The 26,027-nt window shown below is 73.9% G+C and carries 26 protein-coding genes and 1 riboswitch; of the genes, 14 read left to right on the forward strand and 12 right to left on the reverse strand.

Annotated elements, in window-relative coordinates:
* Positions 1 to 188 precede the first annotated feature (188 nt).
* From AB0D94_RS12650 to AB0D94_RS12660, 3 genes are all read left to right on the forward strand, one after another.
* Positions 189 to 422, forward strand: a complete 234-nt coding sequence (locus tag AB0D94_RS12650) for a hypothetical protein (protein ID WP_078904345.1) — start codon at positions 189 to 191, stop codon at positions 420 to 422.
* Between the two features lie 116 nt (positions 423 to 538).
* On the forward strand, positions 539 to 1,327 hold the full coding sequence (locus AB0D94_RS12655) for an SURF1 family protein (protein ID WP_362049963.1): 789 nt from the start codon (positions 539 to 541) through the stop codon (positions 1,325 to 1,327).
* 9 nt (positions 1,328 to 1,336) lie between these two features.
* A complete protein-coding gene (locus AB0D94_RS12660) occupies positions 1,337 to 2,092 on the forward strand; it encodes an SDR family oxidoreductase (RefSeq protein ID WP_362049966.1) in 756 nt (251 codons plus the stop codon).
* 16 nt (positions 2,093 to 2,108) lie between these two features.
* Here the strand turns inward: AB0D94_RS12660 and amaP are convergent, their stop codons facing one another.
* From amaP to AB0D94_RS12700, 8 genes are all read right to left on the reverse strand, one after another.
* The gene (gene amaP, locus AB0D94_RS12665) at positions 2,109 to 2,675 is read right to left on the reverse strand and encodes an alkaline shock response membrane anchor protein AmaP (RefSeq protein WP_362049969.1); all 567 of its coding nucleotides are present in this window, start codon (positions 2,673 to 2,675) and stop codon (positions 2,109 to 2,111) included.
* Between the two features lie 4 nt (positions 2,676 to 2,679).
* Positions 2,680 to 3,267, reverse strand: coding sequence for a DUF6286 domain-containing protein (locus tag AB0D94_RS12670; RefSeq protein WP_362049972.1), 588 nt, complete (start codon positions 3,265 to 3,267; stop codon positions 2,680 to 2,682).
* The gene (locus AB0D94_RS12675) at positions 3,264 to 3,626 is read right to left on the reverse strand and encodes a hypothetical protein (RefSeq protein ID WP_362049975.1); all 363 of its coding nucleotides are present in this window, start codon (positions 3,624 to 3,626) and stop codon (positions 3,264 to 3,266) included. The genes AB0D94_RS12670 and AB0D94_RS12675 overlap by 4 nt, the downstream gene beginning before the upstream one ends.
* 7 nt (positions 3,627 to 3,633) lie before the next feature.
* The gene (locus AB0D94_RS12680; RefSeq protein ID WP_362049978.1) at positions 3,634 to 3,843 is read right to left on the reverse strand and encodes a hypothetical protein; all 210 of its coding nucleotides are present in this window, start codon (positions 3,841 to 3,843) and stop codon (positions 3,634 to 3,636) included.
* 14 nt (positions 3,844 to 3,857) lie between these two features.
* Positions 3,858 to 4,289 carry an Asp23/Gls24 family envelope stress response protein gene (locus AB0D94_RS12685; protein ID WP_362049981.1) on the reverse strand — a complete coding sequence of 144 codons (432 nt, stop codon included), beginning with the start codon at positions 4,287 to 4,289 and terminating at the stop codon, positions 3,858 to 3,860.
* 271 nt (positions 4,290 to 4,560) lie between these two features.
* Complete coding sequence (locus AB0D94_RS12690) at positions 4,561 to 5,340, reverse strand: enoyl-CoA hydratase/isomerase family protein (protein ID WP_362049984.1); 780 nt, start codon at positions 5,338 to 5,340, stop codon at positions 4,561 to 4,563.
* A gap of 141 nt (positions 5,341 to 5,481) precedes the next feature.
* A complete protein-coding gene (locus tag AB0D94_RS12695; protein ID WP_030010789.1) occupies positions 5,482 to 5,703 on the reverse strand; it encodes a helix-turn-helix domain-containing protein in 222 nt (73 codons plus the stop codon).
* A gap of 353 nt (positions 5,704 to 6,056) precedes the next feature.
* Complete coding sequence (locus AB0D94_RS12700) at positions 6,057 to 7,655, reverse strand: ABC-F family ATP-binding cassette domain-containing protein (protein ID WP_362049989.1); 1,599 nt, start codon at positions 7,653 to 7,655, stop codon at positions 6,057 to 6,059.
* Positions 7,656 to 7,927: 272 nt separating this feature from the next.
* Between AB0D94_RS12700 and AB0D94_RS12705 the strand changes: the two genes are divergently transcribed.
* Both AB0D94_RS12705 and AB0D94_RS12710 read left to right on the forward strand, forming a co-directional pair.
* Positions 7,928 to 8,818 (forward strand): neutral zinc metallopeptidase, encoded by an 891-nt coding sequence (locus AB0D94_RS12705; RefSeq protein ID WP_362049992.1) that lies wholly within the window; start codon positions 7,928 to 7,930, stop codon positions 8,816 to 8,818.
* 60 nt (positions 8,819 to 8,878) lie between these two features.
* Complete coding sequence (locus AB0D94_RS12710; protein ID WP_362049995.1) at positions 8,879 to 9,274, forward strand: VOC family protein; 396 nt, start codon at positions 8,879 to 8,881, stop codon at positions 9,272 to 9,274.
* Positions 9,275 to 9,392: 118 nt separating this feature from the next.
* Here the strand turns inward: AB0D94_RS12710 and AB0D94_RS12715 are convergent, their stop codons facing one another.
* Positions 9,393 to 10,706 (reverse strand): hypothetical protein, encoded by a 1,314-nt coding sequence (locus tag AB0D94_RS12715; protein WP_362050340.1) that lies wholly within the window; start codon positions 10,704 to 10,706, stop codon positions 9,393 to 9,395.
* Positions 10,707 to 10,953: 247 nt separating this feature from the next.
* Entirely contained in the window at positions 10,954 to 12,081 is a 1,128-nt protein-coding gene (locus tag AB0D94_RS12720; protein WP_362049998.1) for an alpha/beta fold hydrolase, read from the reverse strand.
* Between the two features lie 311 nt (positions 12,082 to 12,392).
* Between AB0D94_RS12720 and AB0D94_RS12725 the strand changes: the two genes are divergently transcribed.
* The 7 genes from AB0D94_RS12725 (at position 12,393) to AB0D94_RS12755 (ending at position 21,059) form a co-directional block, all read left to right on the forward strand.
* The gene (locus AB0D94_RS12725; protein WP_362050001.1) at positions 12,393 to 13,661 is read left to right on the forward strand and encodes an inorganic phosphate transporter; all 1,269 of its coding nucleotides are present in this window, start codon (positions 12,393 to 12,395) and stop codon (positions 13,659 to 13,661) included.
* Between the two features lie 37 nt (positions 13,662 to 13,698).
* On the forward strand, positions 13,699 to 13,920 hold the full coding sequence (locus tag AB0D94_RS12730) for a hypothetical protein (RefSeq protein ID WP_328925029.1): 222 nt from the start codon (positions 13,699 to 13,701) through the stop codon (positions 13,918 to 13,920).
* A 146-nt stretch (positions 13,921 to 14,066) separates the two neighbouring features.
* Positions 14,067 to 14,151: riboswitch (cobalamin riboswitch) on the forward strand.
* A 58-nt stretch (positions 14,152 to 14,209) separates the two neighbouring features.
* A complete protein-coding gene (locus AB0D94_RS12735) occupies positions 14,210 to 15,202 on the forward strand; it encodes a cobalamin biosynthesis protein (RefSeq protein ID WP_362050005.1) in 993 nt (330 codons plus the stop codon).
* Positions 15,199 to 16,758 carry a cobyric acid synthase gene (locus AB0D94_RS12740; RefSeq protein ID WP_362050008.1) on the forward strand — a complete coding sequence of 520 codons (1,560 nt, stop codon included), beginning with the start codon at positions 15,199 to 15,201 and terminating at the stop codon, positions 16,756 to 16,758. The genes AB0D94_RS12735 and AB0D94_RS12740 overlap by 4 nt, the downstream gene beginning before the upstream one ends.
* 166 nt (positions 16,759 to 16,924) lie before the next feature.
* Positions 16,925 to 19,069, forward strand: a complete 2,145-nt coding sequence (locus tag AB0D94_RS12745; protein ID WP_362050011.1) for a putative cobaltochelatase — start codon at positions 16,925 to 16,927, stop codon at positions 19,067 to 19,069.
* Positions 19,069 to 19,668 (forward strand): cob(I)yrinic acid a,c-diamide adenosyltransferase, encoded by a 600-nt coding sequence (gene cobO, locus AB0D94_RS12750; protein WP_362050014.1) that lies wholly within the window; start codon positions 19,069 to 19,071, stop codon positions 19,666 to 19,668. Before AB0D94_RS12745 ends, cobO begins: the two co-directional genes overlap by 1 nt.
* Entirely contained in the window at positions 19,662 to 21,059 is a 1,398-nt protein-coding gene (locus AB0D94_RS12755) for a cobyrinate a,c-diamide synthase (protein ID WP_362050017.1), read from the forward strand. Before cobO ends, AB0D94_RS12755 begins: the two co-directional genes overlap by 7 nt.
* A gap of 2 nt (positions 21,060 to 21,061) precedes the next feature.
* Here AB0D94_RS12755 and AB0D94_RS12760 read toward each other — a convergent pair whose 3' ends face one another.
* The gene (locus AB0D94_RS12760) at positions 21,062 to 21,787 is read right to left on the reverse strand and encodes a ZIP family metal transporter (protein ID WP_362050020.1); all 726 of its coding nucleotides are present in this window, start codon (positions 21,785 to 21,787) and stop codon (positions 21,062 to 21,064) included.
* Positions 21,788 to 21,965: 178 nt separating this feature from the next.
* On the opposite strand from AB0D94_RS12760, the gene cobC reads away from it, so the two are divergent.
* Both cobC and AB0D94_RS12770 read left to right on the forward strand, forming a co-directional pair.
* Positions 21,966 to 23,387, forward strand: a complete 1,422-nt coding sequence (gene cobC / locus AB0D94_RS12765; RefSeq protein ID WP_362050023.1) for an Rv2231c family pyridoxal phosphate-dependent protein CobC — start codon at positions 21,966 to 21,968, stop codon at positions 23,385 to 23,387.
* Between the two features lie 207 nt (positions 23,388 to 23,594).
* The gene (locus AB0D94_RS12770; protein ID WP_362050026.1) at positions 23,595 to 24,818 is read left to right on the forward strand and encodes a CapA family protein; all 1,224 of its coding nucleotides are present in this window, start codon (positions 23,595 to 23,597) and stop codon (positions 24,816 to 24,818) included.
* Between the two features lie 34 nt (positions 24,819 to 24,852).
* On the opposite strand, the gene AB0D94_RS12775 is transcribed toward AB0D94_RS12770, so the two are convergent.
* A complete protein-coding gene (locus AB0D94_RS12775) occupies positions 24,853 to 25,788 on the reverse strand; it encodes an SCO1860 family LAETG-anchored protein (protein WP_362050029.1) in 936 nt (311 codons plus the stop codon).
* Positions 25,789 to 26,027: the final 239 nt, after the last annotated feature.

Consider the following 26,027-nt stretch of genomic DNA (forward strand, 5'->3'; position numbering starts at 1 on the left):
GGAGTCGACGCGGAGCGTCGGCGACCGACGACAACGCGGCAAGCCGCGGTGCCAGCCGACCCGGGCCCGGCCCTGATCCACCGGACACCCCCTAGGCCGGGGTGCGCGTTGCGCCGCCCGGGTGCAGGCGCGGCGACTCACCCCGCTGGATCTTGTTCCGGTCCGCCGCGGTGCGCAGCATGCGGCGCATGGCACGTTGTGAGGTCTGCGGAAACGATTACGGCATGTCCTTCGAGGTGCACGCGCAGGGCGCCGTGCACGTCTTCGACTGCTTCTCCTGCGCCATCCACCGCATGGCGCCCATCTGCGAGCACTGCCGGGTCCAGATCATCGGACAGGGCGTCGAAGTCGAGGGGCAGTGGTTCTGCGGGGCGCACTGCGCCCGGGCGGAGGGGAAGGTGGGCATCAAGGACCACGTCTGACCGCGGCCGGTCCTCCCCCGGCGCACGGCGTCCCGCGCGGGCGCCCCGTACCCACCACGACCCCGGACGGCCACCCGGCCGCCGGGGTCGACTCCGCTGGGGGTACCGTCGTGGGCGTGTACCGCTTTGTGCTGACCCGGCAGTGGGTGTGCCTCACCCTCGTCGCCCTCGCCCTCATCCCCGCGATGATCAAGCTCGGGTTCTGGCAGTTCCACCGCCACGAGCACCGGGTCGCGCAGAACGAGCTGATCGACACGAACCTGCGGGCGAAGCCCGTCCCCGTCACCGAGGTCACCTCCCCCGGCCACCGGGTCCCGCGCGCCGATTACTGGCGCGCCGTCACCGCGACCGGCACCTACGACTCCGCGCACGAGGTGGTCGTGCGGATGCGGACCTCGGGCGACGACAAGGTCGGCTTCCACGTCGTGACCCCGCTCGTACTCGCCGACGGCCGGGCGCTGCTCGTCAACCGCGGCTGGGTGCCGGGCGGCGACGACCCCCGCGCGTACCCGCCGGTGCCGGCCGCCCCCTCGGGCGAGGTCACGGTCACCGGGCGGCTGAAGGCCGACGAGACCAGCGGCGGCAGCGGCATCAAGGACCGCAAGGGCCTGCCGGACCGCCAGGTGATGCTGATCAACAGCGGTCAGCAGACGGAGTCCCTGGGCCGGACCGTCCTCGGCGGTTACCTGGAACTCACCGCTCCGGCCCCGTCGGAGGGCGGCCCCGAGCCGATCCCCGAGCCCGACCACGACTCGATCGGCGCCCACATGGCTTACGCCGTCCAGTGGTGGCTGTTCGCGTCCGCGGTGCCGGTGGGCTGGATCGTCCTCGTGCGCAGGGAGAAGCGCGACCGCGAGGAGGCGGCGGCCGAAGCCGCCGGACGCGAGCCCGCGACGGCGGCGTAACGTGTCGGCATGGATCTTGGACTGAAGGACCGCGTCTACATCGTCACCGGGGCCACGCGCGGCCTCGGCTTCGCCGCCGCCCGTGAACTGACCGCCGACGGCGCGAAGGTCGTCGTGACGGGCCGCGACGGGAAGCGCGCGGCCGAAGCCGCCGCCGCCCTCGGCCCCCACGCGGTGGGAGTGGCCGCCGACAACGCCGATCCGGCCGCGGCCGGGCAGCTCGTCGCGACGGCCCGCGAACGGTTCGGGCGCCTGGACGGCATCCTCATCAGTGTCGGCGGCCCGCCGCCGGGCTCCGCGGCCGACAACACCGACGAGCAGTGGACAGCGGCCTTCGAGGCCGTCTTCCTGGGCGCGGTCCGGCTCGCCCGTGCGGCCGCCGCCGAACTGGGCGAGGGCGGGGTCATCGGCTTCGTCCTCTCGGGCTCGGTCCACGAGCCGATTCCGGGCCTGACCGTCTCCAACGGCCTGCGCCCGGGCCTGGCGGGCTTCGCGAAGTCCCTCTCGGTGGACCTCGGCCCGCGCGGGATCCGGGTCGTGGGCCTGCTGCCGGCCCGCATCGACACCGACCGCGTCCGCGAGCTCGACGCACTGTCCGGCGACACGGACGCCGCCCGTGCCGCGAACGAGTCCCGCATCCCGCTGCGGCGCTACGGCAAGCCGGAGGAGTTCGGCCGCACGGCGGCCTTCTTGCTCTCGCCGGCCGCCTCGTACCTGACGGGCGTCATGCTCCCGGTCGACGGCGGCTTCCGCCACGGCTTCTGATCCGGCGCCCACGGCGCTAGGTCACCCGCTGCGCGCGGTGGGAAGTGACCCGCAGGCGGGCCTCCGTGGGCAGTCCGGGGAGGCCCGCCGAGCTGCGGGCGTGGGTCAGCACCGGGCCCGCCAGCCCGGCCAGGGCGTCGGCCGGCACGGCGTACGGTTCCAGCTCCAGCGCGATCCGCAGCGCGGGCGCGCCCCGCTTCCCGCGCAGCGCGACCCGGCAGCCGGCCACCCCGTCCAGGGCGCTGGCCTCCGCGGCCACCGCCTCCTCCAGCGCCCGGCCGCGCAGCAGGGCGAAGGCGCCGTCCCCGGTGTCCACGATCACCGCGGCCAGCCTCGGCCGCCTCAGCTGGGACAGCAGCCACCACAGGGCCAGCAGTACGCACAGGACGAGCCCGGCGAACAGGGCCCACCACGCCCAGCCGTCGGCGTGCCAGTACCGGGTCCGGGCCTGTGCCGTCAGCAGCGGCTCGTGCCGGCCGCCGAGCGGCCACGAGGCCGTGAGCACCGAGAGCCCGGCCGCCAGCAGGACCAGTCCGGCCAGCGCCAGCAGGATCCGGTTCACCGCTCCGAGCGTTCCCGTCACCGCGTCATCCCTTCGCGTCGGCGGCCCGGCTGACCCGTACGCGTGGCCGCGGCGGGTGGGCGAGGCCCAGTTCCTCGATGCCGACCGCGAGCACCGCGTCCAGGTCGGCCCGTACGTCGTCCAGCTCGCGGAAGTGCGAAGTGGCCCGCACCGCGATGCGGGCCCGGCCCACGGTGACCCGCACCGTCCGCACCCCCGACACCTCCATGGCCCGGTCCCGCAGCACCTGCGCGGCGGCCTTGCGCCCGAGCCCGGCCCGCAGGTCCGTGCCCTCGTCCGGGGTCCGCATGGGCAGGATGCCGCGGAGCCCCGGGGCGAGGGCCAGCAGCAGGAGCACCGCCCCGGCCGCGGCGAGGAGCCCGCCGCCGATCAGCACCGGCAGGTCGGCGGGGGTCTGCCGGTCCAGCTGCCGGGCGAGTTCGCGGCGCCAGCCCATGCCGGGGCGGTCGGCCCGTACGGCGGCCAGGTCGTAGAGGAAGAGCCCCGCCGCGGCCAGCAGGAGGAGGGCGGTGAGCGCGGCCGGGATCCGCCGGGCGGACCGGAACCGGTGCACCGGCCGGGCCGGGGGCGTCGGGGAGCCGTGGTCCGTCACCGCAGCCGCCGGTCCCGGCCGGCGGCGGGCCGCGCGGGCCCGGAATGCAGGTGCTCGATGTCGATGTCCACCTCGGGCACCTGCATGGCCGCGCACTCCTCGATCCGCAGCGCGACCTGGCGGCGTACGGCGGCGCACTGGGCGGCGAGGTCGGAGGGGTAGGCGAGCTCCAGGCTGATCCGTACCCGTGCGATGTCGTGGTGCACGGTGACGGTGGCGTGCGGGATCCCGCCCGTCTCGGTGGTGAGCGCCTCCCGGGCGGCCTGGGCCGCGATCTTGGCGACGACCCGGTCGGCGATGCGGGTGGCCCCCCGGTCGGCGGCGGGCACCTTGGGCGGTGTGGCCCGCGGGGTGCTCATCGGGGCCTCACCGGCGCCGGTCGCCGCGGTCGCCGCGGTCGCCCCGGTCACGGGGCCGCAGCAGATCGCCCAGCTCCAGGTCCCCGTCGAGCAGCCGGCCGACGACGAAGCCGACGGCGCCGAGCGCCGCCACCAGCAGGAAGGCCCCGAAGCCGCCGAAGTACCCGGCGAACCCCAGTGCCATGCCGGCCAACAGGCCGACGACCGCCATGCTCATCCGGGCTCCTCCCGTCACTGGAGCCGGGACTCCGGCTCCTCGTCCTCCTCGTCGGGCAGCTTCACGTCGCTGACCGCGATGTTGACCTCGACGACCTCCAGGCCGGTCATCCGCTCCACGGCCGAGATGACGTTCTCACGGACCGCCCCGGCGACCTCGCGGATCGACACGCCGTAGTCGACGACGATCTCCAGGTCGAGGGCGGTCTGGACCTCGCCGACCTCGGCCTTGACCCCGCGGCTGACCGAGGGCCGCTGGGACCCCGGGACCCGGTCGCGGACGGCTCCGAAGGTACGGGAGAGGGCGCTGCCGCTGCCCATGGCGTGCACGCCCACGACCTCTCGGGCGGCCAGCCCGGCGATCTTCTCGACCACCCCGTCGGCGATGGTCGTACGGCCCCGGTCGGCGGGGGCCTTGCCGGGGCTGCCCGATGCGGATTCGGTCATTGCCTGCTCCCCTTCGCGCGTGCGGACTCACTCCGCACCACCGTAAGCGCGCGAGGCCGCCGCCGCCCCGGGACTACGCCGGTCGGCCGGAACCCACGACTCAGGATTTCGGGCTCCGCCCCGCATCCCGCGCCTCGAACGCCGGAGGGGCTGAAATTGCCCTGCGGGCAATTTCAGCCCCTCCGGGCGGACGGCATCAGCCAAAATCCGGCCCCGCCGGCGTTCGAGGCGCGGGGTGCGGGGCGGAGCCCCAGGAAGGCGAAGCCGCAGGTCAGTCGGAGAGGCCCGCCAGGTCGCGCAGGCGGCGGGCCTGGGCAGCGCGCTCGGCGGCGCGCTGCTCGTCGTACGGGCGCGACTGCGCAGCCCGCAGCAGTGCCTTGGTCTCGGTGACGGCCTCGCGCGCCGGGGCGAGCAGGGCGGTGGTGAGGTCCTGGACGGCGGCGTCGAGCTCGTCCACCGGGACCACGAGGTTGGCGAGGCCGACGCGCTCCGCCTCCTCGGCGTGCACGAAGCGGCCCGTGGCGCAGATCTCCAGGGCGCGGGCGTAGCCGACCAGGGAGGTCAGGGGCTGGGTGCCGGTCAGGTCGGGGACCAGGCCCAGGCTGGTCTCGCGCATGGCGAACTGCACGTCGTCCGCGACCACGCGCAGGTCGCAGGCGAGCGCGAGCTGGAAACCGGCCCCGATGGCGTGCCCCTGCACGGCGGCGACGGAGACGATGTCATTGCGCCGCCACCAGGTGAATGCCTCCTGGTATTCGGCGATGGTGGAGTCGAGCAGCTCGTCCGAACCGCGTGCCAGGTCGAGGAAGGACGGCTCGCCCTCGAAACCTTCGGGGGTGAATGCCTGCCGGTCCAGCCCCGCGGAGAAGGATTTGCCCTCGCCGCGCAGCACGACGACCCGGACGGTGCCCGGCAACAACCTTCCGGCCTCCGCCAAAGCCCGCCAGAGCGCAGGGGATTGAGCGTTTCGCTTGGCCGGATTGGTCAGTGTCACCGTGGCGAGCGTGTCGTCGACGGTGAGCCGTACGCCGTCCTTGTCGAGCAGAGCCATCTGTATGCCTCCGGTGTGCAGTCGGCCGCGGACTCGGCCTAAGTGACTGCACAGTAACCACCCAGCCGACCGCATAGCCGACCGGGGGTCACCGAAGGAACCGTTGGGACAGGTGAAGCCATTGGAACGGTTGGACCAGGGTCAGGCCGTAGCCGCCTTCTTGCCGCGCGTCGCGCCACCGCGGCCGCGCAGCGAAACCCCGGACTCACTGAGCATCCGGTGGACGAATCCGTAGGACCGGCCGGTCTCTTCGGCCAGCGCCCGGATACTCGCACCGGAGTCGTACTTCTTCTTCAGGTCTGCCGCGAGCTTGTCGCGCGCGGCGCCGGTTACCCGGCTGCCCTTCTTCAGAGTCTCGGCCACCCGTGCCTCCTCATGGGAAGTGCGCTCTGGACTTCTCATGATCACCCCTCCCACGCTTCCTGGCCACCCATTCAGCAAGGTCGGTGCAACCGCATTTCCCGACCGGTGGACGCGAGAGCAGAACGGAATCTTCTCTTCCGCTGCATGACCTCCGTCACACTTCTCCGCCTCCACCGTGAATCGCCAGGTCAGGGGCCGGACGCCGGATACGGACGAGCCCCGGTCGCGCGCCCTCGCGGGCGCGGCCGGGGCCGTCGTACAGCGTGCAACGGTACGAGACCGTCTCACTCAGATGATGGATCACGTCTGAGCCGAATGATCCATAAGGAACTGGATCACTCCGCCGTGACGGGTCAGGCGAGCGCGACGAGGTCCCGGTAGTCCGGGCCCCAGAGGTCCTCCACGCCGTCCGGCAGCAGGATGATCCGCTCGGGCTCCAGGGCCTCCACCGCGCCCTCGTCGTGCGTGACGAGGATGACGGCGCCCTTGTACGTGCGCAGCGCGCCCAGGATCTCCTCGCGGCTGGCCGGGTCGAGGTTGTTCGTGGGCTCGTCGAGCAGCAGCACGTTCGCCGAGGAGACGACCAGCGTGGCCAGGGCCAGCCGGGTCTTCTCGCCGCCCGAGAGCACCCCGGCGGGCTTGTCCACGTCGTCCCCGGAGAACAGGAAGGAGCCGAGGGTCTTGCGTACGGCGACCAGGTCCAGGTCGGGCGCGGAGGAGCGCATGTTCTCCAGGACCGTGCGCTCCGGGTCCAGGGTCTCGTGCTCCTGGGCGTAGTACCCGAGCTTGAGGCCGTGGCCGGGGACGACCGTGCCGGTGTCCGGCTTCTCGGTACCCGAGAGCAGCCGGAGCAGGGTGGTCTTGCCGGCGCCGTTGAGGCCGAGGATGACGACGCGGGAGCCCTTGTCGATGGCCAGGTCGACGTCGGTGAAGATCTCCAGCGAGCCGTAGGACTTCGACAGGCCCTCGGCGGTCAGCGGGGTCTTGCCGCAGGGCGCCGGGTCCGGGAAGCGCAGCTTGGCGACCTTGTCGGAGACGCGGACGGCGTCCAGGCCGGCGAGCAGCCGGTCGGCGCGCTTGGCCATGTTCTGCGCGGCGACGGTCTTGGTCGCCTTGGCGCGCATCTTGTCGGCCTGCGAGTTCAGGGCCGCGGCCTTCTTCTCCGCGTTCTGGCGCTCGCGCTTGCGGCGCTTCTCGTCGGCCTCGCGCTGCTGCTGGTAGAGCTTCCAGCCCATGTTGTAGACGTCGATCTGGGCGCGGTTGGCGTCCAGGTAGAACACCTTGTTCACGACGGTCTCGACGAGGTCGACGTCGTGGGAGATCACGATGAAGCCGCCGCGGTAGTTCTTCAGGTAGTCGCGCAGCCAGACGATCGAGTCGGCGTCGAGGTGGTTGGTGGGCTCGTCGAGGAGCAGGGTGTCGGCGTCCGAGAAGAGGATCCGGGCGAGCTCGACGCGGCGGCGCTGACCACCGGAGAGGGTGTGCAGCGGCTGGCCGAGCACCCGGTCGGGCAGGCCGAGGGCGGCCGAGATGGTGGCGGCCTCGGACTCGGCGGCGTACCCGCCCTTGGTCAGGAACTCGGTCTCCTGGCGCTCGTACTGGCGCAGCGCCTTCTCGCGGGTGGCTCCGGAGCCGGTGGAGATGCGCTCCTCGTTCATCCGCATCTTCTTGAGCAGGACGTCCAGGCCGCGGGCGGACAGGATCCGGTCGCGGGCCAGGACGTCGAGGTCGCCGGTGCGCGGGTCCTGCGGGAGGTAGCCGACCTCGCCCGAGCGGGCGATGGAGCCTGCGGCGGGCTGGCCCTCGCCGGCGAGGCACTTGGTGAGGGTGGTCTTGCCGGCTCCGTTGCGGCCGACCAGGCCGATGCGGTCGCCCTTGGCGACGCGGAAGGAGGCGGACTCGATGAGGACGCGGGCGCCGGCGCGCAGCTCGACGCCGGTGGCGGTGATCACGGAAATACTCCAGGGCGGTGGGTACGGCGGAAGGGGGGCAGGACGCGAGCTTCGACGCCGCTAATCCGCGAGGAGATTTGCCATGACAGACATTCTACCGGGGGTGCGCAACTACTTCCCGGGCCGCCCGGGGGCCGGGACCCCCTCCCCCGCGTCCCCCGTTCGGCCCAGCGGCCGCACCCGCAGGTCAGGGGGCGTACCGGGATGAATGGGTTGATACTCACCGCAGGGACGGTGGCCTCCCTGGCCTCACGAACGGAGGGCGGTGCGGGATGCAGTTCGACGACAACGCCAATCTGGACACGTCCGAGGTCAAGGACGTGCGCGGGAGTCGGATCCCGGGCGGGAGGGCCACGATCGGCGGCGGCATCATCGGCTTCATCGCGCTGGTCATGGGGCTGCTCTTCGGTGTGGGGCCGGAGCAGCTGGGCCTGTCCTCCGGGGACCAGGAGCCGGCCCCGTCCTCCTCCTCCGTCAACCAGGTGCAGCAGTCGTGCCGGACCGGGCAGGACGCGAACACCCGGGAAGACTGCCGGCTCGTCGCGGTGGTCAACAGCACCCAGGACTTCTGGAACCAGGAGTTCACCCGGCGCGCGGGCAAGTACTCCCCGGCGTCGACGGTCTTCTTCACCGGCCGGGTGAACACTGCCTGCGGCGCGGCCACCGCGGCGGTGGGCCCCTTCTACTGCCCCGCCGACCGGCAGGTCTATCTGGACCTGGGCTTCTTCGAGGACCTGCGGACGCAGTTCGGCGCGAGCGGCGGCCCCTTCGCCCAGGCGTACGTCGTCGCCCACGAGTACGGGCACCACATCCAGAACCTGACGGGGACGCTCCAGCGGGCCCAGGACGGACAGCAGGGCGCGAACAGCAACGCGGTCAAGGTCGAGCTCCAGGCCGACTGCTACGCCGGGGTGTGGGCGCACAACGCGACGAGGACCCCGGACGAGTCCACGGGCAGGCCGCTGATCACCAGCCTGACCGACCAGGACATCAGGGACGGGCTGGACGCTGCGGCCGCGGTCGGTGACGACCGGATCCAGGAGAAGTTCCAGGGCCGGGTGACCCCGGAGTCCTGGACGCACGGGTCGGCCGAGCAGCGCCAGCAGTGGTTCTACCAGGGCTACCGCACCGGCGACATGGCCCAGTGCAACACCTTCCGCTGACTGTCGGTGACGCCTGCCATGCTGTGACGTGGGTCACCGTCACGAGAGGGAGTGATCGTCATGGCAGGCGTTCCGTCCATCTGTCCCACGCTGGTCTACCGCGATGCGAAGGCGGCCATCAAGCTGCTGACCGAGGCCTTCGGCTTCAGCCAGGTCGCCGTCTACGAGGGTGAGGACGGCTCCGTGGCGCATGCGGAGCTGTCCTACGGCAACGGCATGGTGATGCTGGGCAGCAAGGGCAAGGGCGGGGCCTTCGACAAGGCCATGGGCGACGCGGGCCCGTCGGGGGTGTACGTCGTCGTGGAGGACGTGGACGCCCATCACCGGCGGGCCGTGGAACACGGCGCGGAGATCCTGATGGAGCCCACCGACCAGGACTACGGCTCCCGGGACTACATGGCCCGGGACGCCGAGGGCAACATCTGGAGCTTCGGGACGTACGCGCCGCAGGTGTAGGACGCGAGCCCGGTCCGATCCGGTCCGGCGGGACGGGAGCCCGCACGGGTGTCCGTACGGGCTCCCGTACCGCCCGAGGCCCTGTCCTGGCGGGCGGTCTCCGCGCATGCGGACCGCCCTAGACGCCACCGGTGTGCACCTGGAAGGCGGCCCGGCGCACGGCCTTGGCCAGGGCCGGGTCGGGGTGGGCCGCGGCCAGTGCGACCAGGACCTGCACGGTGCGCGGGTGGCCGACCGCCCGGACCTCGTCCAGCAGCCGGGGGACGGTGGTCCGCACGGCCGAGTCCAGGTGACGGGCCAGCAGCTCGGCCTCGCCGTGGTCGGCGATGGCGGCCGCGGTGTCCACCCAGAGCCAGGTCTGCTCCTCGGCGGTGAGCACCTCCTGGGCCTCGTCGGGATCGACCCCGTCGTGCTCGGCGAGCCAGAGCAGGGCGTACGGGCGCAGTGCGGGCTCGCGCACCGCGGCGCGCACCTCGGGCTCGGCGGGGGCGCCGACCACGCGCAGGGCCTCGAAGGCCAGGCCGCGCAGCAGGGCGTCCTCGCCCCGGGCGGCGTGCAGCAGCTCGCTGACCGCGTGGCCGACGGGCCGGGCGGCGAGCCAGGCCCGGTACTCGGCGCGGGCCGGGCCCGGGGTGAGCCGGGCGCAGCCGTGCAGCATGGCGGCGGCCGACTGCTCGATGTTCCCGGCGGTGCTCTGCGCGGCGACGCAGATCTGCTCCAGCTTGACCCAGACGGCCCAGCTGCCCAGCGGGGTCAGGGCGGCCTGGGCGGGGCCGAGGGTGACGGCGTCCACGGCGGCGAGCCCGCCGAGGGCCCAGCGCAGCAGCCGGGCGAGCGGGACGGGGGGCGCGTCGAGCGCGGGCAGCGGGGCCGCGTCGTAGGGGATCTCGCACCGCTCGTCGCGCAGTTCGGTGACCCGCTGGCCGAGCAGGTCGAGGAGGTCGGGGACGGTCACGGGCCCGGCCGACAACTGCAGCAGGGAGAGCAGCTGGGGCATGGCCTCGACGACCTCGGCGACGGCCGAGGGGGCGATGTCGGCGGGGGCCGGGTGGACCAGCGACCAGGCGTCGAAGAGGGCGACCCAGCCGCGCAGTACGGCGGTGTCGTCGCGGTCCCAGGCGCGCAGCCGCCAGCCGGGCCGGGCGTGCCCGCCGTGCACCTCGACGAGTCCGGCGAGCCGGGCGCGGTCCCAGCCGACCCGGATCTGGCCGTGCGTCAGGTGGAGTTCCCCGGCGGCGCGTTCGACGTCCTCGGCGGGCAGCGCGCCCGTCGGTGCGGGCCGGCCGCCGTCTCCGGCGCCGAGGTGGAGCTCGGCCCAGCGGGTCAGGCGCACGGCGTCGGCGAGCGAGGCGCGGGCCCGGTTCGCGAGGTCGGCCGTGGCGGGCGTGCCCGCCGGAGGCCGCGGGGCCGTCCGGGTGCGCCGGTCGGTCACTGCCTTGCGGGCCGTGGCGACGGAACGCGGGGAGACGAGGCGGAGTCTGGAGTCGCGAGCCAACTGCTCATCAGGCTTTCGGGACGTCACGGAAGCAGTCTCGCCCGTCACTGGCCGAAAGCCCAAACGGAACCGGCCCCTTCCACTGGCCGCCGAGGTCACAGACCCGGACAAGCCGCCCGCCCGACGCCGGTCCGGCACACGGCCTTCACATGTGACGGCCTCTCAACGGCCTCTCAACGGCCTCTCACATGAGCGGGGTGAGGAAGCGGCGCAGGGTTTCCTCGTACCCGGCCGGGTCGGCGTTCCACATCGCGCCGTGCCCGGCCTCGCGCACGGTGTGCAGGGTGACGAGGTCGGGGCGGGCGGCGGCGAGCCGGCGGGAGGGCTCCCAGGGGGAGAGCATGTCGTCCGGTCCGTGGAAGATCAGTACGGGCATGCGCAGGGCCCCCGGGTCGGCGCCCGGTGCCCGCCGGTCGGCGCGCAGTCCGGCCCGGCCCTCGGCGGCCCGGACCGCGAGCGGCAGCACCGCGGCCGGGGTCCGGCGGGCCGCGGCGAGCCCGCGCAGGGTGGCGTGCCAGTCGAGCACGGGCGAGTCCAGCACCAGTCCGGCGATCTTGCCGGCGAGCGCGGAGCGTTCGGCGGCGTACAGGGCCATGGTGGCTCCGGTGGACCAGCCGTGCAGGACCACGCGCCGGGCCCCGTAGCGCAGGGCGTAGCGGATGGCGGCGTCCAGATCCCGCCACTCGGACTCGCCGAGGTGGCCGAGGCCGTCCGGGGAGGCGGGGGCGCCGAGGTCGCCCCGGTAGGCGAGGTCGAGGACGGGCATCCGGTGGCGGTGCAGGAAGGGCATGACCACCATCGGGTGCTCGCGGCTGGCGCCGAGCCCGTGCACGGTGATGACCCAGGTGTCCCGGGCTGCGGGCACGAACCAGGCGGGCAGGGCGCCCAGCTCCCCGGGGACGTCCACGTCGGCATGGTCGAGCCCGAGGGCGGTGCGCGGATTGCCGAGGTGGACCTGGGGGGTGAGGGTGACCCGGGTGCCGGGGCCGAGGGTGCCGTGGGTGACGGAGAGGAGGCGCCGCACGACGGTGTCGGGGCCGTGCGGGGCGTCGGTGAGGACGGGGCCCACGACGGCGTGCACCCCGGGTGCGGTCAGGCCGTAGGTGCCGGGGCGCAGGGAGCCCAGGCAGCGGGTCAGGGCGATCCGGCCGTCGGCCGCGGAGTGGACGCTGAGCCGGGGTCCCCCGGGCAGGGGGCGGCCCGGCTCGGGCCGCAGGGCGGCGTCGGCGGCGTACCGGCCTGCCGCGACCGCGGCCGCGCCGGCACCCAGGAGGGCGGTGGTGACGGCCGCTGCCGTCGTGGCGGTACGCACCGCTCCAGTGTCGGGGCGCGGGCTCCGGCGGGCCACCGGAGGAGATCACTCCGCGCCGGGGCCCGAGCGGGGTGATCCCCGTCTCACTCGATACCCCCGGAGGTCGCCCCGAGGCGCCGGGGATCCCGCACGGAGGGGTTCATTCACCCGGCTTTGACGTGCATTAATCGCCAGATCTAAGCCAGAATCGGGACAATGACCCTGATTCCATGGAAGGCGAGTACACCGATCGGCCCGTGCCAGTTCACCTTCCGTTCATCCAGGTTGCCTACGGTCGCCGAGCCACTGACGTCAAACAGAAGCCTGGGTAAATGGAGCACATAACGCTTCTCCTCGGGATCGTGATCATCACCGCTCTCGTGTTCGACTTCACGAACGGTTTCCACGACACGGCCAACGCGATGGCCACCACCATCTCGACCGGCGCCCTCAAGCCCAAGACGGCGGTGGCCATGTCCGCCGTGCTCAACCTCGTCGGCGCGTTCATGTCCGTGGAGGTCGCCAAGACGATCTCCAAGGGCCTGGTCAACGAGGAAGGCATCCAGCCAGAGGTGATCTTCGCCGCCCTGGTCGGCGCGATCCTCTGGAACCTCGTCACCTGGCTGGTCGGACTGCCCTCCAGCTCCTCGCACGCCCTGATGGGCGGCCTGATCGGTGCCGCGGTCGCCTCCGCCGGCATGGGCGCCGTCAACGGCAGCGTCGTCGTCACCAAGGTGCTGATCCCTGCGATCGCCGCCCCGCTCGTGGCCGGTCTGGCCGCGATGCTGGCCGCCAAGGTCACGTACAAGCTGGGCAACAAGGTCGGCGAGAAGACCTCCACCAAGGGGTACCGCTCCGGTCAGATCGCCTCGGCCGGCCTCGTCTCCCTCGCGCACGGCACCAACGACGCGCAGAAGACGATGGGCATCATCACCCTGGCGCTCGTCGCCGGCGGCGCCCTGGCCCCGGGCTCCAACCCGCCGGTCTGGGTCATCGTCTCGGCCGGTCTGGCCATCGCGATGGGCACCTACCTGGGCGGCTGGCGCATCATCCGCACCATGGGCAAGGGCCTGACCGACCTGCAGCCGCAGCAGGGCTTCGCCGCCCAGACCTCGGCCGCGAGCGTCATCCTGGCCTCCTCCACCCTCGGCTTCTCCCTCTCCACCACCCACGCGTGCTCCGGCGCCGTCATGGGTGCGGGCCTGGGACGCAAGGGCGGCGTGGTCCGCTGGTCCACCGCCACCCGCATGTTCATCGCCTGGGGCCTGACCCTGCCGGCCGCGGCCCTGGTCGCCGCGGGTGCCGAGCTGGTCATGCGCACCGGTGACGTCGGCGTCGCCGCCGTCACGGTCTTCCTGGTCGCGTCCTGCTTCGCCATCTGGGTCATCTCGCGCCGCCAGGTCGTCGACCACCACAACGTCAACGACGTGCAGCCGGCCGGCGCCGAGGAGGCGGGCGTCGTCACCACGGCCATGGCCGCCGTCACCGTCCCGCCGACCACGGCCGCGGCCGGTACGACCGCCGCCGTGACGGACGACGCCCTGAAGGCCACCATCCCGGCCGCGACGGCGACCCCGGCGGCTCCGGCCGCAGCGCTTTGACCGGGCCGACCCCGAGAACGACAGAGGTATCCGCAGCATGAAGATCGACTGGGAAGCACTCGGCTCCGTCTTCGGAGTCAGCCTCTCCGCCACCGTCGCCCTCGTGGCCCTCTTCACCCTGGGCCTGGTGGGCCTGTCCAAGCACGAGGCCGCCACCGAGCAGGGCGGCACCGCCACCCTGGCCCGCAGCGGCGCGTACGCCTGCTTCGCGCTCGTCACGGCGGCCGTCGGCTACGGGATCTATCTGATCGTCGCCTGATCCGCCGCCCCGTGGCGGATACGGCATGAAAGCTCCCTCCGGGTTGGACCCGGAGGGAGCTTTCGCATGCCCCGCCGCAGGTCAACGGCGAGTTGACGGGCATTCGCGCTGCGTGGTGGACTGCCCACGCCAGTACGGCGGCATGGAGAGGAAGTCCGGTGCGAATCCGGCGCGGTCCCGCCACTGTCACCGGGGAGCACGCACCACGCGCGTCCCGGGAGCCAGGAACTCTCGCCGCCCGTCACGTCGAACCAGGGCGCGGACCCTGAGTGAGGACATACCTGCCACCATGCGTGCCGACCGCGTATTCGCGTACGGCGCCACGGCGGGCCTGATCGGCGACCGGATCCTCGGGGATCCGCGCCGAGGGCACCCCGTGGCCGCCTTCGGACGAGCCGCCGCCGCCGTCGAGCGCGCCCTGTGGCGCGACGACCGCGCTCGGGGCGTCCTTCACGCCCTGATATGCGCCGGGGGCGCCGCCGCCGTGGGCGCGCTGGGCGCCCGCGCCGTGCGCGCCCGGCCCGCGGCGGCCCGGATCGCCCTGACCGCCGCCGCCACCTGGGCCGTCGTCGGCGGCACCTCACTGGGCCGGGAGGCCCGCGCCATCGGCGGAGCCCTCGCCGCCGGGGACGCCGAAGTGGCCCGTGAGCGCCTGCCCCACCTGTGCGGACGCGACCCGCAGGCCCTCGACGAGCAGCAGATGGCCCGCGCCGTCGTGGAGTCGGTCGCGGAGAACACCTCCGACGCGGTGGTCGGGGCCCTGGTGTGGGGCGCCGTCGCCGGTGTCCCCGGGCTGCTGGCCTTCCGCGCCGTGAACACCCTGGACGCGATGGTCGGCCACAAGTCGCCCCGCTACCTGCGCTACGGCTGGGCCGCCGCCCGGCTCGACGACGCGGCGGGCTGGCCGGGCGCCCGGCTGACGGCCCTCGCCGCCGTGGCCGCGGGCCCCGACCGGCGCGGGGCCCTGCGGGCCTGGCGCGCGGACGCCGCCCAGCACCCGAGCCCGAATGCCGGACCCGTGGAGGCCTCCTTCGCCGGGGCCCTCGGCGTCAGACTGGGCGGGACCCTCGCGTACGGCGGCCGGGTCGAGCACCGGGCCGTGCTGAACGGCGCGGCGGGGCGGCCGGTGCGGGTCGCGGACATCGAGCGGGCGGTACGGCTGTCGCGGCAGGTGACCTGGCTGGCCCTGGGTACCTGTGTGGCCGCCCGGCTGCTGCTCTCCCGGCTGCCGGTCTCCCGGTCGCCGGTCTCCCGTACGACGAAGAGGGGGCGGCGCGGATGAGCGGCGCGAAGCGCGGCGGCGGACTGCTCGTCGCCGGAACCACGTCGGACGCCGGCAAGAGCGTGGTCACGGCCGGCATCTGCCGCTGGCTGGCCCGCCAGGGCGTGAAGGTGGCGCCCTTCAAGGCGCAGAACATGTCGCTGAACTCGTTCGTGACGCGGGAGGGCGCCGAGATCGGGCGCGCCCAGGCGATGCAGGCGCAGGCGGCCCGCGTGGAGCCCACCGCGCTGATGAACCCGGTGCTGCTCAAGCCCGGCAGCGACCGCAGCAGCCAGGTGGTGCTGCTGGGCAAGCCGGTGGGCGAGATGAGCGCCCGCGGGTTCTTCGGGGGGTCCGGGGGGTCGTCCCCCGGGAAGGCGCTGCACGGCGGGCGGCAGGAGCAGCTGCTCGGCATCGTCACGGACTGCCTCGAGCAGCTGCGGGGCACGTATGACGCCGTGATCTGCGAGGGGGCGGGCAGTCCGGCCGAGATCAACCTGCGCCGGACCGACATCGTGAACATGGGCATCGCGCGGGCCGCGCGGTTCCCGGTGGTCGTGGTCGGCGACATCGACCGGGGCGGGGTCTTCGCGTCCTTCTTCGGGACCACGGCGCTGCTGTCGCCCGAGGACCAGTCCCTGATCGCCGGCTACCTGGTCAACAAGTTCCGCGGCGACGTCTCGCTGCTGGAGCCGGGCATGGAGATGCTGCGCGGCCTGACCGGGCGGGCGACGTACGGGGTGCTGCCCTTCCAGCACGGGCTGGGCATCGACGAGGAGGACGGCCTGCGGGTCTCCCTGCGGGGCGCCGTACGCGAGTCCGTGGTGGCCCCGCCGGTCGGCGAGGACGTGCTGCGGGTCGCGGTGTGCGCGGTGCCGCTGATGTCGAACTTCACGGACGTGGACGCGCTGGCTGCGGAGCCGGGGGTCGTGGTGCGGTTCGTGGACCGGGCCGAGGAGCTGGCCGACGCCGACCTGGTCGTCGTACCGGGCACGCGCGGCACGGTGAAGGCCCTGGCCTGGCTGCGCGAGCGCGGGCTCGCGGACGCGCTGGTGCGGCGGGCCGCCGAGGGGCGGCCGGTGCTGGGCGTCTGCGGCGGGTTCCAGCTGCTGGGCGAGCACATCGAGGACGAGGTCGAGTCGCGGGCGGGATCGGTGGCGGGCCTCGGCCTGCTGCCCGTACGCGTCCGCTTCGCCGTGGAGAAGACCCTGGCCCGGCCTACGGGCTCGGCGCTGGGCGAGGAGGTCTCGGGGTACGAGATCCACCACGGCGTGGCCGAAGTGCTGGGCGGGGACCCCTTCCTGGACGGCTGCCGGGTCGGCGCGGTGTGGGGCACCCACTGGCACGGCTCGCTGGAGTCGGACGGCTTCCGCCGGGCGTTCCTGCGCGAGGTGGCCGCGGCCGCCGGCCGCCGCTTCGTCCCGGCCCCGGACACCTCGTTCGAGGCCCTGCGCGAGGAACAGCTGGACCTGCTGGGCGATCTGATCGAGGAGCACGCGGATACCGCCGCGCTGCTCCGCCTGATCGAGGGCGGAGCCCCTTCGGGTCTGCCCTTCCTGCCGCCGGGCGCGCCGTGAAGCCGCCGATCCCCGCATGCGCGGGGAGCACGAGGAGTGAGCAACACATGAGCACGCCCTACCCGGGCTCAACCCCGCAGCAACGGGGAGCACTCTCCCACCCTCGCACGACCGGTGCCCGTCGACGGGCGCGCCGACACAACCCACTCGAAGGAGTGATCAGCACATGAGCGGTGCCCCCTTCCCCTTCACCGCCGTGGTCGGTCAGGACGATCTTCGCCTCGCCCTGCTGCTCAACGCCGTCAGCCCCGCCGTCGGGGGTGTACTCGTGCGCGGCGAGAAGGGGACCGCCAAGTCCACCGCCGTGCGCGCACTGTCGGCGCTGCTGCCGCAGGTGGACGTCGTCCCCGGCTGCCGCTTCTCGTGCGCTCCCGGTGCACCGGACCCGTCCTGCCCGGACGGCCCGCACGAGGACGGACCGGGCGCGGCGCGGCCGGCCCGGATGGTGGAGCTGCCGGTGGGTGCCTCCGAGGACCGGCTGGTCGGGGCCCTCGACATCGAACGGGCCCTCGCGGAAGGCGTGAAGGCCTTCGAGCCCGGGCTGCTGGCCGACGCCCACCGCGGAATCCTCTACGTCGATGAAGTCAATCTCCTCCACGACCACTTGGTGGATGTCCTCCTGGACGCCGCCGCGATGGGCGCCTCGTACGTCGAGCGCGAGGGCGTCTCCGTCCGGCACGCGGCCCGCTTCCTGCTCGTCGGCACGATGAACCCGGAGGAGGGCGAGCTGCGGCCGCAGCTCCTGGACCGGTTCGGGCTGACGGTGGAGGTGGCCGCCTCCCGCGAGCCCGCGCAGCGGGTCGAGGTCGTCCGCCGCCGGCTCGCCTACGAGGACGACCCGGCCGGTTTCGCGACCCGCTGGGCCGGTGACGAGCACGAGGTGCGCGACCGGGTGGTGGCGGCGCGGGCGCTGCTGCCGCGGGTGCGGCTCGGGGACACCGCGCTGCTGCAGATCGCCGCGGCCTGCGCGGGCTTCGAGGTCGACGGGATGCGGGCCGACATCGTGATGGCCCGCACCGCGACCACGCTGGCGGCCTGGGCCGGCCGGACCGAGGTGCGCAAGGAGGACGTACGGCAGGCCGCCCTGCTGGCGCTTCCCCACCGCCGGAGGCGTGCCCCCTTCGACGCGCCGGGCCTGGACGAGGACAAACTGGACGAGATCCTCGACCAGTTCGCCGACGAGGAGCCGCAGGACGAGCCCGACCCCGCGAGCGGCCCGGACCACGATCCGCAGACCGACCCGGAGAACGACCCGGACGACGACGGCGGCGGCCCCGACGGCGGCGGCGGGGTCCCCCCGCAGGGTGAGGGCCCCAAGGCCCCGGAAGCCCCGTCGGACTCCGCACCGCACTCCGACGCCCCGCCGGAGAACGCCGAGGCCCCTTCGGACTCCCCCGAGACCGCCCAGCCCTCCGCCCAGGAGGCCGGCGGGCCCGAGCAGGCCGCCGTACGGGCCACCGAGCCGTTCCGCACCAAGATGCTGAGCGTGCCCGGCCTGGGCGAGGGCGCGACCGGGCGGCGTTCGCGCGCCCGCACCGCGCACGGCCGGACCACCGGCGCCCAGCGCCCCCGCGGGCATCTGACGAAGCTGCACCTGGCGGCCACCGTCCACGCGGCCGCCCCGCACCAGAAGGCCCGCGGGCGCACCGGCCGCGGACTCCTCGTACGCAAGGACGACCTGCGGCAGGCGACGCGCGAGGGCCGCGAGGGCAACCTCGTCCTCTTCCTCGTCGACGCCTCCGGTTCGATGGCCGCCCGCCAGCGCATGGGCGCCGTCAAGGGCGCCGTGCTGTCCCTGCTTCTGGACGCCTACCAGCGCCGGGACAAGGTCGGCCTGATCACCTTCCGCGGCTCCGGCGCCGAGCTGGCGCTGCCGCCGACCTCCTCCGTGGACGCGGCCGCGGCCCGGCTGGAGCGGCTGCCGACGGGCGGCCGCACCCCGCTGGCCGCCGGACTGCTGAAGGCCCGCGAGGTGCTGCGCATCGAGCGGCTGCGGGACCCGAGCAGGCGCCCGCTGCTCGTGGTGGTCACCGACGGCCGGGCCACCTCCGCCGGTCCGCTGGGCGGCGACCCGCGCGCCCTCTCGTCCCGCAGCGCCCGGCTGCTGGCCTCCGAGGGCATCACGTCCGTCGTCGTGGACTGTGAGTCCGGGCCGGTCCGGCTGGGGCTGGCCGGGACACTGGCCGGCGACCTCGGCGCGCCCGCCGTCACGCTCGACGGGCTGCGGGCCGACTCGCTGGCCGGGCTCGTGAAGAACGTACGTACAGCAGTGACATCTTCCGCTTCGCACAGCAACAGGAGGGCCGCCTAATGCCGCAGGGACAGCCGTCCGTCGTTCCGGACGACGGACTCACGACGCGCCAGCGCCGCAACCGCCCGCTCGTCTTCGTCCACACGGGCCCCGGCAAGGGCAAGTCGACGGCGGCCTTCGGGCTGGCGCTGCGCGCCTGGAACCAGGGCTGGTCGATCGGGGTGTTCCAGTTCGTCAAGTCGGCGAAGTGGAAGGTCGGCGAGGAGAACGCGCTCAAGGTGCTCGGCGCCTCCGGCGAGGGCGGCCCGGTCGTCTGGCACAAGATGGGCGAGGGCTGGTCCTGGGTCCAGCGGGACGCCCAGCTCGACAACGAGCAGGCGGCCAAGGAGGGCTGGGAGCAGGTCAAGCGCGACCTGGCCGCCGAGACGCACAAGCTGTACGTGCTCGACGAGTTCGCGTACCCGATGCACTGGGGCTGGATCGACGTCGACGAGGTCATCCAGGTGCTCCGCGACCGGCCCGGCACCCAGCACGTGGTGATCACGGGACGCAACGCCCCGGAGAAGCTGCTGGAGTTCGCGGACCTGGTCACCGAGATGACCAAGGTCAAGCACCCGATGGACGCCGGCCAGAAGGGCCAGAAGGGCATCGAGTGGTGACCTCGCTCCACATCCCTCGGCTGGTCGTCGCCGCGCCGTCGTCCGGCAGCGGCAAGACGACCGTCGCGACGGGCCTGATGGCGGCCTTCGCGGAACGCGGCCTCGCCGTGTCCCCGCACAAGGCCGGGCCCGACTACATCGACCCCGGCTACCACGCGCTGGCCACCGGCCGCCCGGGGCGCAACCTCGACGCCTTCATGTGCGGGCCGGAGCTGGTCGCCCCGCTGTTCGCGCACGGGGCGGCCGGGTGCGACCTCGCCGTGGTCGAGGGCGTGATGGGGCTCTACGACGGGGCTGCCGGGCGGGGCGAGCTCGCTTCGACCGCGCACGTCGCGAAGCTGCTGCGGGCGCCGGTGGTGCTGGTGGTCGACGCCTCCTCTCAGTCGCGGTCGGTGGCGGCGCTCGTGCACGGCTTCGCCTCCTTCGACCCGCAGGTGCGGCTGGGGGGCGTGATCCTGAACAAGGTCGGCTCCGACCGGCACGAGGTGATGCTGCGCGAGGCGCTGGAGGAAGCGGGGATGCCGGTGCTCGGCGTCCTGCGGCGGGCTCCGCAGGTGGCCGCGCCGTCCCGGCACCTGGGGCTGGTGCCGGTCGCCGAGCGGCGGGCCGACGCGCTGGCCGCGGTTGCCGCGCTGGCGGAGCAGGTCCGGGCAGGGTGCGACCTCGACGGCCTGATGGCCCTGGCCCGCACGGCCCCGCCGCTGGCCTGCGAGGCCTGGGCTCCGGAGGGAGATCCAGCCTCGCCGGCGTTTGAGGCGCGGGGTCTGGGGCGGAGCCCCAGGAGGCGGCCGGTGGTCGCCGTCGCGGGCGGACCGGCGTTCACCTTCTCGTACGCCGAGCACGCGGAGCTGCTCACCGCGGCCGGGGCCGAGGTCGTCACCTTCGACCCGCTCAGGGACGAGGCGCTGCCGGAGGGAACCGCCGGCCTGGTGATCGGCGGCGGCTTCCCCGAGGTGTACGCGCCCGAGCTGTCGGCCAACGAGCCGCTGCGCAAGGCCGTGGCCCACTTCGCCGCGCAGGGCGGGCCCGTGGCCGCCGAGTGCGCCGGGCTGCTGTACCTCGCGCAGTCGCTGGACGGGAAGCCGATGTGCGGGGTGCTGGACGCCGACGCGCGGATGTCGGAGCGCCTCACCCTGGGCTACCGCGAGGCGGTGGCGGTGTCCGACAGCGCGCTCGCGGCGGCCGGTACCCGGCTGCGCGGGCACGAGTTCCACCGGACGGTGATCGAGCCGGGCGCGGGGGCCGCGCCGGCCTGGGGCTTCACGCATCCGGAGCGGCGCGTGGAGGGCTTCGTCCAGCAGGGCGTGCACGCCAGCTACCTGCACACGCACTGGGCGGCGGAGCCCTCCGTCGCCCTCCGGTTCGTGGCAGCGGCGGCGGACCGGCCGTGAGATCAGTGCGCGAAGCCCACCACGAGCCAGATCCCGGCCACCCCGCCCACCGTGCACATCAGCGTGGACAGGGCGGGGTGTCTGTGGTGCGCCTCGGGGAGGATCTCGGCGGCGGCCAGGTAGAGCAGGACTCCGCCGAAGAATCCCAGGTACGCGCCGAGCGGTTCCTCCGGAAGGGTGAACAGCAGAGTGGACGCCGCCCCCACGACCGGGGCGACGGCGTCCGCGAACAGCATCAGCAGGGCCTTGCGGCGGGCGTTCCCGTACAGGCGGGTGAGGGTGTACGTGTTGAACCCGTCGGCGAAGTCGTGGGTGATGACGGCCAGTGCCACCGCGACGCCCATTCCGCCGCCGACCTGGAAGGCCGCACCCAGCGCCACGCCGTCGGCGAGGCTGTGGCCGACCATCGCGGAGGCCGCGGTGAGCCCGACCTGCGGGACGCGGGCGCCGTCCTCGGCGCCGTGCGCGGCCTGGCGGACGGCCAGCACGCGTTCCACCACGTGCGCGACGAGGAACCCGGCCACGAACAGCAGCAGGGCGAGCGGGACTCCGAACACCTCCTTCCCCGCCGCGTGCAGCGCCTCCGGGAGCAGATCGAGGCCGACCACGCCGAGCATCAGCCCGCCGGCCAGGCCCAGCACGAGGTGGCGGCGGTCGGTGACGCGCTGCGCCGCCCATCCGCCCGCCAGGGTCATCAGGAACGCGCCCAACGCCACGATCACGGCCATGTGCCCCTGAATACCGACTCCGCGCTCCGCGTGCACGTCCGGGCGCGGGTGGCGGGCTTCGGGGTGTTGACGAGCGGCCGGCGTCGGTGAGGTTCCGGTGACGGTGAGGTTCCGGCGTCGGTGAGGTTCCGGTGACGGTGAGGTTCCGGTGACGGTGACTACGGAGGGAGGACCCCCGGTGGGCGAGTACGCGACGCAGTTGGTGGTCGGGGTCGGCGGACGCGCGGGGGTTTCCGTGGCGGAGGTCTGCGCCCTGATCGAGGAGACGCTGCGGGGGGCCGGGCTGGCCCCGGGGGCGGTGACGGCGCTGGCGACGGTGGAGTCGAAGGCGGGAGAGGCGGGGATCACCGGCGCGGCGAAACGTTTCGGCGTGCCCCTCCTCAGCTACCCGGCCGAAGAGCTCGCCGCGATCTCGGTGCCGCACCCCTCGGAGGCCGCGCGCGAGGCGGCCGGGACCGCGTCCGTCGCGGAGGCTGCCGCGCTCGCCGGGGGCGGGGAGCTCCTCGTACCGAAGCGCCGCTCGGTGGCGGCGACCTGCGCGGTGGCCACGGTCTGCGCGCACGACCTGCGCCACCACGGGGACGCGGAGGTGGTGGACGCGGGCGCCGCGCTGGTGGACCTCGCGGTCAACGTGCGGGCGGACACGCCCCCGGCCTGGCTCAAGCAGCGGATCGCGGCCTCCCTGGGCGATCTCGCCGCGTACCCCGACGGGCGGGCGGCCCGCGCGGCGGTGGCCGCCCGGCACGGGCTGCCCGTCGAGCGGGTGCTGCTGACGGCCGGGGCCGCGGAGGCCTTCGTACTGATCGCACGCGCCCTGGGCGCCGTACGGCCGGTGGTGGTGCATCCGCAGTTCACCGAACCGGAGGCGGCCCTGCGGGACGCGGGCCACCGGGTGGGACGGGTTGTGCTGCGGGCGGCGGACGGGTTCCGGCTGGACCCGGCGGCGGTGCCCGAGGACGCCGACCTGGTGGTGATCGGCAACCCGACCAACCCGACCTCCGTCCTGCACCCGGCGGACACGCTGGCGGCGCTGGCCCGGCCGGGCCGGATCCTGGTGGTGGACGAGGCCTTCATGGACGCCGTCCCGGGCGAGCGGGAGGCCCTGGCCGGGCGGATGGACCTGCCGGGGCTGGTGGTCCTGCGGAGCCTGACGAAGACCTGGGGGCTGGCGGGGCTGCGGATCGGCTACGTGCTGGCCGAGCCCGAGGTGATCGCGAAGCTGGCGGCCGCGCAGCCCCTGTGGCCGGTGTCGGCCCCGGCGCTGGTGGCGGCCGAGGCCTGCATGGCTCCGGCGGCGCTGGCCGAGGCGGAGGAGGCCGCGCGGCAGATCGCGGTGGACCGGGCGCACCTGCTGGCCGGGCTCGCGGAGTTCGACGAGATCCAGGTGGCGGGGGTGGCGCAGGGCCCGTTCGTCCTGATCCAGGTGGCGGGCGCCGCCGAGGTACGGGTACGGCTGCGCGCCCTGGGCTTCGCGGTCCGCCGCGGGGACACCTTCCCGGGGCTGGACCACTCCTGGCTGCGCCTGGCGGTCCGCGACCGGGTGACGACGGGCCGGCTGCTCCAGGCCATGGACCACGCCCTCGCGCTGACGGCGCGCTGACCTGCCGCGGCCTGACTGGGGGTGACCTGACTGGACGCGCCCCGGACGGCGTGCCCCGGACGACGTACCCGAGCCCACCCGGCTCGAACGGCGTGCCCCGGACGGCGCACCCGGGACGGCCTGCCTACGATGGCGGCTGCGGGGCGGAGCAGCAGGGACGGCGCACCGAGCGGTGCGACAACAGCGGTGTGACAGCAGGGGGCAATCATGAAGGCATCCGCGCGCATAGGCGCCGCCGTGGCCGGGCTGGCCCTCGTGGGCGGCGGGATCTACGCCGTGCCGAAGCTGCTCGACCGCGGGTCCCCGCCCACGGAGCAGCGGCTCGGGGGGAAGCCCGAGGCCGGAGCCGCGGAGCCGGGCGCGGCCGCCCCCGCCGGGCAGCCGTTCACCCTGGTGGCGACCGGCGACATCATCCCGTACCCGTCGATCGTCCAGCGGTCCGCGCAGGACGCGGAGAAGGCCGGGGAGTACGACTTCCGGAAGATACTCGCGGGGGTCAAACCCCTGGTGTCCGCCGCCGACCTGGCGATATGCCACCACGAGATACCGTACGGGCGGCCCGGCGGTCCCTACACCGGCTACCCCACCTTCAAGGCCCCGCACCAGCTGGCCGACGCCCTCAAGGACGCCGGGTACGACAGCTGCTCCACCGCCTCGAACCACACCCTGGACGACGGCTTCGAGGGCCTCGCCCGCACCCTCGAGCACCTCGACCGGGTCGGCATACCGCACGTCGGATCCGCCCGCAGCGCGGAGGAGGCCAAGGCCCCCGCCCTGCTCTCGGCCGGCGGCGCCAAGGTCGCCCAGCTGTCGTACACCTACGGCACCAACGGCATCCCGCTCCCGCAGGACAAGCCCTGGGCGGTCAACCTCATCGACCAGGACCGGATCATCGCCGACGCCCGCGCCGCCCGGGCCGCGGGCGCGCAGGTGGTGGTGCTCAGCGTCCACTGGGGGACCGAGTGGCAGACGGCGCCCGACCAGCAACAGCGTGACCTGGCCCAGGCCCTGACCGCTTCCCGCTCGGCCGACGGGCTCGCCGACATCGACCTGATCATCGGCACGCACAACCACGTGCCGCAGCCCTACGAGAAGATCAACGGCACCTGGGTGGTCTTCGGCATGGGCGACCAGGTCGCCAGCTTCGTACCGGCCTACAAGCTGCGCGGCAACCAGTCCTCGGTCCCCCGCTTCACCTTCGCCCCGGCGGCGGCGCATCCGGGACGCTGGGAGGTGGTGAAGGCCGAATACCTCACCCAGTACTCGGACATGGGCCCGCCCTTCCGCGTCGTCTGCGCCTCCTGCTCGGCCTCCGACACCACGCTCCCGGAGGCCAAGCGGGCCGAGTACGCCCGGATCGACAAGCAGGTCACCGAGGCCGTGATGTCACGCGGCGCGGGCGGGCAGGGGCTGACGCGCGCGGAGCGCTGACCCGCAGGTCACCGCGCCGCCTTGCGGTTCACCGCTACGAGGCCCGGCCCCGGCGGGTCACGACGAGGGCGCCCGCGCCGATGCCGAGCAGGATCAGTGCGCCGCCCGCGACGTACGGGGTCAGCGAACCGCCGCCGGTCTCGGCCAGGTTGGCGTCGGTGGTGATGCCCGCGCCGGTTCCGCTTCCCGTTCCGGTGCCCGTCTGGGGCTTGACGTCGGGCTTGGCGTCCGGCGTGGCGGAGGGGGTGGGGGCCGGGCCCTTCGGGGACTCGCAGTGCGCCTCGGCGAGCACGACCTCGCCGTCGACCTGCGCCACGTTCAGGTTCAGCGGGTTCACCGACACCTTCAGGCGCAGCGCGGCCGCCGCTGCGGTGGTGGAGGTGGTCTGCGTACCGGACAGCTCCAGGCTGACCAGGCCGACGCCCGGTACCTCGACCTTGGTGGGGCCGCCCGCCGACAGGGTGACCTTCTTGCCCAGCGCGGTCACCGTCCCGAGGACGTTCGAGCTGGCCACGGGCTTCTTGCCGGCCTCGCAGACGGCCTTGGAGGTGACCTTCTCCACCTCGATGAGGGACAGTGACGGCAGGCCCGGCACGTGCACCCGGGCCTTGGCGAGGTTGACTTCCGCCTCGGCCCGGTTCTTGTCCGCGGTCGCCTTGGATGTGGCCACGTCGGCCTTCAGGACGCGGACCGGCGCGCCTCCCTCGACCCCGTCCAGGGTGACGGTCAGCGCCGTCTTCTCGGCCGTCGCCGGGGCACTGACCTCGTTGAGGCTGGTCTTCAGCGGGACGTGCACGGTCTTGTTGAGCAGGCCCACGTCCAGTCCGGCGCGCAGGACGACGGCGCCCGCCTTGCCCTCGCTCCCGGCGCCGTCGCCGCCCGTGGCGAGGGCGGGCGGAGCGGTGAGCAGGGCTACCGCCCCCGTGGCGAGCAGGACGGCCGCGGGCATGCGGAAGGTGTTGCTGTTCAAGATGGTGGAACCCCCAGGGAGATGGGTGCCGTCGCGCCGCCAATGGGGGACATTGCGCGCGCCGACGGCCTCGACCCCGGAATCTTTACGCACTGAGAGTGAACGGGCGGCAACCTGGCGTGAGTTCACCCCAAAGGGTGGTTTCCACGCACACTTTCGAATCCCTGCGCCTCAGGAGGAACGCGAGTTCCCTCCCCTCACACGGACGGCCGACACGGGCCGCCCGTGCGGGCGTTCAT

Source organism: Streptomyces sp. NPDC048255, from assembly GCF_040652415.1.
Classification (GTDB): Bacteria; Actinomycetota; Actinomycetes; order Streptomycetales; family Streptomycetaceae; genus Streptomyces.